This is a genomic window from Blautia sp. CAG:237, from assembly GCF_000436615.1.
GTDB lineage: Bacteria > Bacillota > Clostridia > Lachnospirales > Lachnospiraceae > Blautia_A > Blautia_A intestinihominis.
In genome coordinates this window covers 31,465-41,859 of sequence record NZ_FR886729.1, presented here as the reverse complement: position 1 = coordinate 41,859, position 10,395 = coordinate 31,465, and the positions used below count along the sequence as shown (strand labels likewise).

The following is a 10,395-nucleotide window of genomic DNA, read 5'->3' as shown; positions in this document are numbered from 1 at the left end:
TAAGGAGTTCAGACAGTATACAACTCTTTTGAGTATGCTCGATTTCTCCTACTATGATCTTCTGATGGCAATCGGTGTTACCTTCCCACTTATCACTGGAGGTGTAGACCTGTCAATCGGAACTGGTATGGTTTGTTACGCATTGATCGCTGGAACAATGGTAAGAAGCCACGGATGGCCGGTTGTAGCAGCTATGCTGCTCTGTCTGGTACTTGGTATCCTCGTTGGAGCACTGAATGGTGTTCTGATCGGAATCATGAACCTGCCGCCATTCCTTGCAACTCTTTGTACCTGTATGATCACCCGTGGTGCAGGTTCTCTCTGCAGCGCAACACCGTGGCCGGCACTTACCCAGGACGGTGGATGGTTCCATACAATCTTCAAGATTACTGTTGGTACAGGAAGAAGTGCTTCTCGTTATCCAATTGGTTTCCTGTGGATGGTACTTCTGGTTATCCTGATGGAATTCGTTCTGAACCATACAAAATTCGGACGTTATACTATCGCGATCGGATCTAACAAAGAAGCAGCAGCTCTTTCAGGAATCAACGTTAAATTTTACCATGTAATGGTATATGTAGTATGTGGTCTGTTTGTAGGTCTTGCAGCTATCGCTTATGCAGCAGTTACACCTACTGTACAGCCTGGTACCGGTGCCGGACTTGAGATGGATGCGATCGGCGGTGTATTCGTCGGTGGTGTTGCAGCAACCGGTGGTTACGGTTCCGTAATTGGTACATTTGTTGGTATCTTCGTTATCATGCTTCTGAAGACCGGTCTTCCATATGTCGGACTTCAGGCAAACTGGCAGCAGATCATCACAGGTCTTGTTCTTATCGTAGCAGTCCTGATCGATATCATCAAAGAAAAGAAAAAAGCAGCTATGTAAAGAAAAACTGCTTTGCAGTTTTTCTTTATCCAAACTAAGTATGTGGGGCGTCAGACTAATTCCTACTGACGTATCATAATAAAAAAACTATATAATATAATTTATAAGGAGGAAGTAAGTTATGAATTTCAAGAAAGTGGTAGCATTAAGCATCTGTGCAGCAATGGTAGCAGGAATGTCTATGTCAACAGTTATGGCAGCTGATCTCCCGGATCAGTTCAAAGATCTGAAAGCAAACGAAGCATATGAATTCCCGATGATGGTTAAATCTTTCCAGTCTACCTACTGGGATGCAGCTCAGGAAGGTATGAAGAAAGCTGCTGAAGAACTTGGTGTTACTTACACACCACAGGGACCGAACAGTGAGTCCGATATCGCTGACCAGGTTAACATGATCAACACAGCAATCGCTTCCAACCCGAAAGGAATCGGTATTGCAGCATGCGATACATCTTCTGTTCTGGATGCACTGCAGACATGTGCTGATAAAGGAATCCCGGTTGTAACATTTGATACAGGTATCGCAGATGCTCCGGAAGGATCTGTAGTATGTGAAGTCTGCACAGACAACGCACAGGCTGGTGCAGAAGCAGCAACTCATATGTACGATGCGATCAAAGACGTAGTAGCTAATGCAGACGGACAGGTTGTTATCGGTGAAGTTAACCAGGATGCTACAGCTCAGAACATTCAGCAGCGTGGCGGCGGATTCATCGACAAAATGATCGAACTTCTTCAGGCTGACGGCAAAACAGTAGCAGTTGCAGGAAACGAATTCTATGTAAACGCAGCAAAAGGCGCTGATGCAACAGAAGCAGATGCAGACGTTGTTATCCAGGTTGCAGTTCCGGCACAGACAACTGTAGAGCTTTGCTCCAATGAAGCACAGGCTATCCTTTCCAAAGAAAACTGCATCGCTATCTTCGGTTCCAACCAGACAGCAGCAGAAGGTGTTCTTGCAGCTAACGCAAACCTGAACGTTCTTGGTTCTGACGCAGCAAACGGCGATGTTATCGGTGTTGGTTTCGACGCTGGTTCTATCATCAAAGCAGCAGTTCAGGACGGAACATTCCTCGGAGCAGTTACACAGTCTCCTCTGATGATGGGATACTATGCAATCTACGCTCTGACAGCAGCAGCAAACGGAGAAGAACTTGAAGACGTTCCTACAGATGGATACTGGTATGATTCCACAAACATGGACGACGAAGAGATCGCTCCGAACCTGTACGACTAATCTGAATACAGCTTTTGAAGCAGTGTTCTGAAGACATAAAAAGAACCCCCGGATTTTCCGGGGTTTCTTTTTTATGTCTTTTTTCTGTAAATTTGTCGGATTTTCTGGGAAAAGTACCATGATGAAAGATTTAGTATAATTCCCTGTATTCCGAAGGTGTCATATGCTCCAGCTTCTCGAAGTTTCGCGTATAGGTAAGTGGGCTTTTGAAGCCGACAGAAGCTGCGATTGCAGAGATTGAGAGCTTGGAATAACTCAGAAGTTCCTTGGACTTATTAATACGGAATTCCGTGACATACTGGTGGATTGAGATTCCCATATGTTCCTTAAACAGCTTGCAGAAGTAATATTTTGAGAAGCTGACGCTGTTGCAGACTGAATCGATACTCATATCACTCTGATAATGCGTCTGGATATACTTAAGTGCTGTGTTTACGGCACTGTCCTGAACAGGAGTCTGCTTTTTGGCGTTCAGAATATTCTGGGAGAGAATGTACAGTTCCAGGTAGATCTGATGCACTACAGAACTGGCATGCATCTGTGCCGACATAGGGTCTGATTTATAGTCAATATCAAGAATCTCAAGAAAGAGATCCAGCATGTGATGAAGTTTGTTAAAATGAAACGTACAGTCATGCCGTCTGATATAATTGTAAAACTGCTGTGCGTGGGATCCACCGATGATAAAATACAGGTATTCACGTCGTGTCTTTCCATAAGAAATAGGAAGAGAGAATGTCAACGGTGTATTGCAGGCAGATACAATGATATCATGGGAATGAACAGGATGTTTCTCATCGTTTTTTTTGAACTTCATGGTACACAGGGAGTAGACGAATAAGTAGTCTGAATAATTGTTGCAGGCACCACGGATAAATTTACGGTCATTGCAGTATCCGACTTCCTTTATATAGAAGGGAAGGGCTGTGATCTGGACATCTGTTTTGGGTATGACCGAAAAATAGTCGGTGGGCATAAGATGTTTTGGCAGTCGCATAAAAACCTCCGCAAGAAATGATAGTCAGTTACTGCGCACAAGGGAACCGTAACTGGTAATGCTTTTTATTATACCAATAATATAGAAGAAAAAAAAGTGTACAAAGAACCAAAATAAAGGAGAAAATTTATGTAAAAACTGTCATTGGCAATATAGATAAACAAAAACTGACAGGTAGATGAAACTGATGTGAAGATTGTTAAAAGATAAGATGCTTTTTTGTTGTAAAATATAAAAAAGTGCCAAAAACGCAATTTTTGATACCCGTAAAGCAATTTTATATATTGAAAAACTCTATGATTTGTATAAAATCAGATACATAAAGAACGCAACGCAGTTCAATCACAACGAAGGAAAGGGAGGAGTAAGACACAAAATGAGTGAGTATATCTTGGAACTGAAAGATGTAGTAAAAACATTTGGTGGAGTTAAAGCTCTGAATGGAGTTCACTTTCAGTTAAAAAGAGGCGAGATTCATGCTCTGATGGGAGAAAACGGAGCTGGTAAATCAACTTTTATTAAGGTCATTACCGGTGTACATCAGCCGGACAGCGGAATCATGCTGCTGGATGGTGAGCAGGTAACATTAAGAAACACTACAGACTCAGCGAAACTTGGAATTGCTGCTATTTATCAGCATGTAACGGCGTTCCCTGATCTGACTGTTACAGAGAATATTTTTATGGGACGGGAAATTAAGAATAAATTTGGCTTCTATGACTGGAAGACAATGAGACAGCGTGCGAAAGAACTGATTCAGCCTTTAAGTGCAGAGATCGATGTAAACAAACCGATGGGCAACTTATCTGTTGCAGAGCAGCAGCTGGTTGAGATCGCAAAAGCACTTTCCTGTGATGCAAGAATCCTGATCATGGATGAGCCGACAGCTTCGCTTACAAGAAATGAATGTCTTCAGTTATATCGCATTGCGAAAGATCTGAGAGACAAGGGAGTTTCCATTATCTTCATTACTCACAGATTTGAAGATATGTATGAGCTGGCTACCCGTGTTACCGTATTCCGTGATTCTACATATGTTGGTTCCTGGGATGTTGACAAGATCACAAATGCAGATCTTGTAAAGGCAATGGTTGGTCGTGAACTGAATTCCATGTATCCTGAGAAAACAGCCAAGATCGGTGATGTGGTACTTGAGGTTGATAATATCAGCAAAGAAGGATATTTCAAGAATATTTCCTTCAATGTACGTAAAGGTGAGATCCTTGCACTGACAGGTCTGGTAGGAGCAGGACGTACTGAGGTATGTCAGACAATTTATGGTATCATGCATCCGGACAGCGGTGAGATCCGTCTGGAAGGAAAGAAAGTAGATATCAAGAGTCCGATCGATGCTCTTAATCTTGGAATCGGACTTCTTCCGGAGAACAGACAGACCCAGGGTCTTGTAAATGAACTTCCTATTTATCAGAACGTATCTTCCGCTTCCATGAAGCAGTTTGTAAAGGGCGGACAGATGGATGTAGATAAAGAAATGGAAAATGCGATTGCCCTGTGCAAGAAGATCCAATTGAAAGCAAACGATATTACAGCACCGCCGTCATCTCTGTCAGGTGGTAATCAGCAGAAAGTCGTTGTTGCCAAGATGCTGAGTTCCGATCAGAAGGTTCTGATCATGGACGAGCCTACAAAGGGTATCGACGTTGGTGCAAAATATTCTATTTATGAGATTATGAACAGTCTGGCATGCAAAGGATACGGAATCATTATGGTTTCTTCTGAAATGCCGGAGGTTCTTGGTGTTGCAGACAGAGTCGTTGTAATGAAGAGCGGTCGTGTGACAGGTGAGTTTGGCGATATGGAAACTGTAACCCAGGAAATGCTGCTTGAAGCATCTCTGAAAGAAAGAGAGGGGCATAAATAATGAAAAATTTATTAAAATCCAGAAATACCGGATTGATCGCAGTTCTGATCATTTTGCTGGTGATCGCCCGTTTCCTTACACCGGGTATGTTTACTTCCACATCTCTGGTAAGTATGCTTCAGAACAATACAATCTATGCACTCCTTGCGATTGCTGAGATGATGGTTATTCTTACAGGCGGTATTGATATTTCCATCGCTTCCCAGCTTGCATTTGTTGGTATTTCCTGTACCACTCTTGCATGCAGCCATCCGGGAATCCCTGGAATCGTATGGGTATTATTTGCAATTGTTCTCGGCGCACTCTGTGGTGCACTGAATGGTTTTCTGGTTGGATACCTTCACATGGTTCCGATGATCTGTACCCTGGGTACGATGTACATCTTCCGTGGTCTTGCGTTTGTAGTTTCCGGCGGACAGTGGTGGTTCGCTGCACAGTACGAAGAACTGAACGGATATCGTACGTTTGCAATCGGACAGTTCTTAGGACTGCCGATCATCCTCTGGATCACGATCATTCTGCTGGTTGTAGCAGGACTGTTCCTTGGATATACTTCCGCAGGAAGAAGAATCTATGCAATCGGTACATCTCGTGAATCTGCAGCAGTTGCAGGTATCAAAGAACCAAAGGTAACATTTTATTCTTTCGTGATCTGTGGTGCAGTGACAGGTCTGGCAGGTATGCTTTATACTGCAAACTATGCAATTGGTTATTATGGAATGGCAGACGGTTTTGAAATGACTGCGATCGCAATCTGCGTTCTCGGTGGAGTATCTATCACCGGTGGTAAAGGACGTATGGATGGTGTGGCAATCGGTGCACTTATCATGTCTGTGATCACATATTTCATTAGTATGATTCCTGGTATGAGTGTATGGCAGAAATCACTCCAGGGCGGAATTATCATTGTTGCCGTTGCAATTAACTACTTTACCGAGCAGTCCGCTAAGAGACAGGCTCTCAAAGAAAGGAGTGCGTTGATCTAATGCCAGGAAGTAATTACGACAGAGACCTCAGTGTCAAGGAAGGATTTGTATTAAAGAAATTCCTTGTCAAATGGGAAATGATTCTTGTATATATCATGGTTTTAATTAATGTACTGTTGGCGGTTATAAAACCGGATCTTTATTTTACCCACGGTACAGTTCAGTCAATGATCAATGCAGGTCTGGATGTTTCTCCGCTTGTACTTGGTATGGTATTCATCCTTCTGCTGGGTGACATTGACGTATCAGTAGCAGCACAGATGATCCTGGGTGGAATGGTAACAGGACTTCTGATGGATAAAGGACTTCCGTCACTCATCTGTGTTATCGTCGGAATCATTGTTTGTATGCTATGTGGAGCATTCAATGGATTCTGTGTTGCTTTCCTTGAAATGCCGGCGGTTATCACTACAATTTCTACATCCATGTTATTCAGAGGTATTGTGGAAATCGTTCTGGGTGAGAATTCTCTGAAGAATTTCCCGAAGTGGTACAACAAGATCGGATGGATGAACATTGGTGGAATCATTCCGCTGAGTATGGTGCTTTTCCTTATCATGGGTGCTATCTTCATCTTTGTTCTTCACAAGTCACCATTTGGACGTAAAGTTTACATTGTTGGTAACAACCCGACATGTGCAAATTATTCAGGTATCAGTGTTAAGAAAGTCAAAATGCAGGTATTTATCCTCATGGGATTCATGGCAGGTATCGGTTCTATCTTCTTTATCGGACGTATGGGTGGAGGTCTTTCCTCTTCCATGGGTACAGGATATGAAATGACTGCGATCGCCTGTGCGGTATTAGGTGGTGTTTCTACCAATGGTGGTAAAGGTAAAATGTGGGGACCTATCATTGCAACCTTTATCATGGCTTTCCTTACATATGCACTGGGACTTATGGGTATCGACCCGAACACAAAGAAAATCGTTATCGGTGTTATCCTTATCGTAACGATCCTGATCTCCACGATCAACAAACAGATGATCAAAGATATCAAACTGAGACTGTTCTATCATAACAATAAGAACATTGAAGCAATCAATGACAGAACAGCAGCTGCTGTTAAAGATATGAAGAAACAGATCAAAGAACTTGAAAAAGGCAATGCATCTGACAAGGCAGCTCAGATCGAGAAACTCAATAAGAAGATCGAAGCAGCTCAGAAAGAATGTAAAGAGAAATCTGCTCAGTGGTGGGCAGAACAGCAGGAAAACGCAAAGAAAGCAAAAGAGCGTTTCAAATAATCTTACCTGTCTGAACTACGAAATATAAACACAAAGATGTTTATATATATAAAAAAAGGAGGAAGTGTTTCATGAAGAAAAATCTCAAAAAGGCAATGGCTATGGGCCTTGCAACAACAATGGCGTTGGCAGCTCCGGCAGCAGTTTCAGCAGCTGGTAACACATCAGATGTATCTGGTTCCCACGTATTTATGTTCAAATCCGTAGGTAACGCATTTGGTGTTATCATGTATGAAGGTTTCTCATCTTATATGGAGCAGGTTGGGGAAAACTGCACAGAGAAATCACCGGCTGAGACAACTGTAGCAGCTCAGGTACAGCTCATTGACGAAGCAATTACTCAGGGATGCAAATCCATCTCCATTTCTACAAATGGTGATACAGGATTTGATGAAGTATTTGCAAAAGCTCAGGAAAAGGGTGTTCCGATCGTATCCGTTGACTCTTCTGCATCTGCTGATTATCGTGTAACTCACAACAATCAGGCATCCACAGAAGATATCGGAGCTATGCAGGTTCGCGCAGCAGTTCTTCAGGTTCTTGGCGTAGCTTATGATCCGGAAGACGTAACAATGGAAAAAACTGTAGAGGCAGCTCTCGCTGATTACGACGGAGACGAGATCAGACTTGGTGTTCTTTCCGCTGGTATCGATACACCTGTACAGAATGGCTGGATCGCAGTTATGGAGAAGGAACTTCAGAAAGACATCTACAAAGGCAAAGTGAGCCCGGAACTCAACAAGAAATATGGTGATGACGAAGCAACAAAATCTACTACACAGGCTCAGGCATTCCTGGCTGAAAACAATGTAGATGCAATCATCTCCCCAACAACAGTTGGTATCGCAGCAGCAGGTGAAGTTCTTACACAGGCTAAATCTGATATCAAACTGACAGGTCTTGGACTTCCTTCAGAAATGAAGAACTATATGCCGGCTACAGCAGATGATGATGAGTTCTCATTTGTTTGCCCATACATGATGCTGTGGGATGTATCTCATCTTGGAGCTTCTACAGCAGCTATCCAGATGGCAGTTCAGAACGATGGATTCGACGGATCCGCAGGATCAACTGTTGATATGGAAGCTTGGGGCGAATATGAAGCTGAGACATTCACCGCTGAAGATAATGGCGATGGTGGCACAGGCGTTCTCACAGGTCAGCCTTATGTATTCTACAAAGACAACATGGCAGAGTGGGTTGACAAACTTTAATCTGTATTGCAGTTCTGTTTAAATAAATTAGAAATGCGATAACAAAGGCGTTCGCCCGCGGGCGGACGCCTTTTCTTTCATACATATCAGGGACGACAGTGGCATATTTTCTGATAATGTATTATAATTGGGGAAGAGTTTGATCAACAGGAGGGAATATCTTGATTGAAGTTAGAAATCTTACAAAGAAATACGGAGATCATTTTGCCGTACAGGACATCAGTTTTTCACTTGAAAAAGGAAAAATTTATGGGCTATTAGGACCAAATGGTGCCGGAAAATCAACTACAATGAATATAATGACCGGCTACATTGCCGCGACATCAGGGGAAGTCATTATTGAAGGACATGATATTTTTAAAGAAGCAGAAGAGGCCAAGAAGCATATTGGATATCTTCCGGAAATTCCCCCGTTGTATATGGACATGACAGTCTGGGAGTATCTGTTCACAGTGGCAGATCTCAAGGGCGTGCCGAAATCAGAACGAAAGTCCATGATAGGAGATGTCATGGAAAAAGTGATGATCACCAATATGAAGGATCGGCTGATCAAAAATCTTTCCAAAGGATATAAGCAGAGAGTCGGAATTGCACAGACACTGATTGGAAATCCGGATATCATTATTCTTGATGAGCCTACCGTCGGACTGGATCCGAAGCAGATCATAGAGATCCGCACACTGATAAAGCAGCTGGGAGAAGATCACACCGTTTTGATAAGCTCGCATATTCTTTCTGAGATTGGGGCAGTGTGTGACCATGTGGTTATTATCAACAAGGGACATCTGGTAGTGAGTGACAGTACAGAAAATCTGGAAAAACTGTTTAAGGGACAGGATATCCTGTGTCTGAGTGCACAGGGAGAACTGGAGAAGATCCAGAATATCCTGCGTGAATTCCCGGCACTCAGTATCGCTGATATGAAAGAAGCAGAAGAAGCTGAGACATACAGGTTCCAGCTGAAAGTACAGGATCAGGCGGATTACAGAAAACAGTTATTCTTCCGTTTTGCAGAGGCAGGAATCCCGCTTCTTGAGATCAGCAGGGCAGGAATGTCGCTGGAAGACATCTTTCTTGAAATTACTGAGGAGGGAAGAGCATGATCGCTGTATGTAGAAAAGAATTAAGAAGTTATCGGATCTCAATGATCGGATATGTGTTTGTTGCATTTATGCTGGCAGTCGTAAGCCTATATTTTGCATATCAGAATCTGAATCTTGCTTCGCCAAGATTTGAACTGGTACTCCAGAATGTTCAGTTTATTTTTCTGGTATTTGTTCCAATCCTGACAATGCGTGTTCTGGCAGAGGAGAAAAAACAGAAAACAGACCAGTTATTACTTACATTGCCAATGACAGTAAAAGACATTGTGATCGGTAAATATCTGGCAGTTGTAGTTCTGTTCACCATTCCGATGCTGATCATCTGCATTTATCCGCTGATTCTTACTATGTTTGGAACAGTAAACCTTCCGGCAGCATATTTTTCAATCCTTGGATTCTATCTCCTCGGCTGTGCCAATATTGCAATCGGAGTATTTTTCTCATCAGTCACAGAAAATCCGGTGATTTCAGCGGTTATGACATTCGGAACTCTGTTGGTCTGCTATCTGATGAACACGATCGGCAAAATGGTTCCTAATACTGCAATCGCATCTGTGAGTGCATTTACTGTAGTGATTGTTCTTGTGATGGCCCTGGTCTATAATATGATCGGAAATCTCAAGGTTGTGATCGGAGCAGGCGTGCTTCTTGAGGTGGCACTCCAGGTGGTTTATTTTGCAAAGGCATCTCTTCTGGAAGGAAGCTTCCGCAAGGTTCTGTCTGTATTTTATATGAATGGAAGGCTGACAAATTTCTTTGACGGCATTCTGGATATATCCGCGATCGTGTACTATGTATCTGTTATTGTTTTCTTTTTGTTCCTGACAGTTCAGACGATTG

The 10,395-nt window shown here is 42.8% G+C and carries 9 protein-coding genes; 8 read left to right on the top strand and 1 reads right to left on the bottom strand.

Annotated elements, in window-relative coordinates:
* The coding region (locus tag QZL69_RS06950) for an ABC transporter permease (protein ID WP_291518789.1) at nt 1-889 on the top strand (889 nt) is incomplete at its 5' end.
* Nucleotides 890-1,010: 121 nt separating this feature from the next.
* Nucleotides 1,011-2,126 (top strand): substrate-binding domain-containing protein, encoded by a 1,116-nt coding sequence (locus tag QZL69_RS06945; protein WP_022214495.1) that lies wholly within the window; start codon nt 1,011-1,013, stop codon nt 2,124-2,126.
* Nucleotides 2,127-2,256: 130 nt separating this feature from the next.
* On the opposite strand, the gene QZL69_RS06940 is transcribed toward QZL69_RS06945, so the two are convergent.
* The gene (locus QZL69_RS06940) at nt 2,257-3,123 is read right to left on the bottom strand and encodes a helix-turn-helix transcriptional regulator (RefSeq protein ID WP_022214494.1); all 867 of its coding nucleotides are present in this window, start codon (nt 3,121-3,123) and stop codon (nt 2,257-2,259) included.
* Nucleotides 3,124-3,499: 376 nt separating this feature from the next.
* On the opposite strand from QZL69_RS06940, the gene QZL69_RS06935 reads away from it, so the two are divergent.
* From QZL69_RS06935 to QZL69_RS06910, 6 genes are all read left to right on the top strand, one after another.
* Nucleotides 3,500-5,005, top strand: coding sequence for a sugar ABC transporter ATP-binding protein (locus tag QZL69_RS06935; protein ID WP_022214493.1), 1,506 nt, complete (start codon nt 3,500-3,502; stop codon nt 5,003-5,005).
* Nucleotides 5,005-5,991 carry an ABC transporter permease gene (locus QZL69_RS06930; protein ID WP_022214492.1) on the top strand — a complete coding sequence of 329 codons (987 nt, stop codon included), beginning with the start codon at nt 5,005-5,007 and terminating at the stop codon, nt 5,989-5,991. The genes QZL69_RS06935 and QZL69_RS06930 overlap by 1 nt, the downstream gene beginning before the upstream one ends.
* Nucleotides 5,991-7,238 (top strand): ABC transporter permease subunit, encoded by a 1,248-nt coding sequence (locus QZL69_RS06925; protein ID WP_022214491.1) that lies wholly within the window; start codon nt 5,991-5,993, stop codon nt 7,236-7,238. The genes QZL69_RS06930 and QZL69_RS06925 overlap by 1 nt, the downstream gene beginning before the upstream one ends.
* A 71-nt stretch (nt 7,239-7,309) precedes the next feature.
* The gene (locus tag QZL69_RS06920) at nt 7,310-8,452 is read left to right on the top strand and encodes a substrate-binding domain-containing protein (protein ID WP_022214490.1); all 1,143 of its coding nucleotides are present in this window, start codon (nt 7,310-7,312) and stop codon (nt 8,450-8,452) included.
* 161 nt (nt 8,453-8,613) lie between these two features.
* Entirely contained in the window at nt 8,614-9,555 is a 942-nt protein-coding gene (locus QZL69_RS06915) for an ABC transporter ATP-binding protein (RefSeq protein ID WP_022214489.1), read from the top strand.
* Nucleotides 9,552-10,395: ABC transporter permease (locus QZL69_RS06910; protein ID WP_291518783.1), on the top strand; the 844-nt coding region annotated here is incomplete at its 3' end. The genes QZL69_RS06915 and QZL69_RS06910, both read left to right, overlap by 4 nt.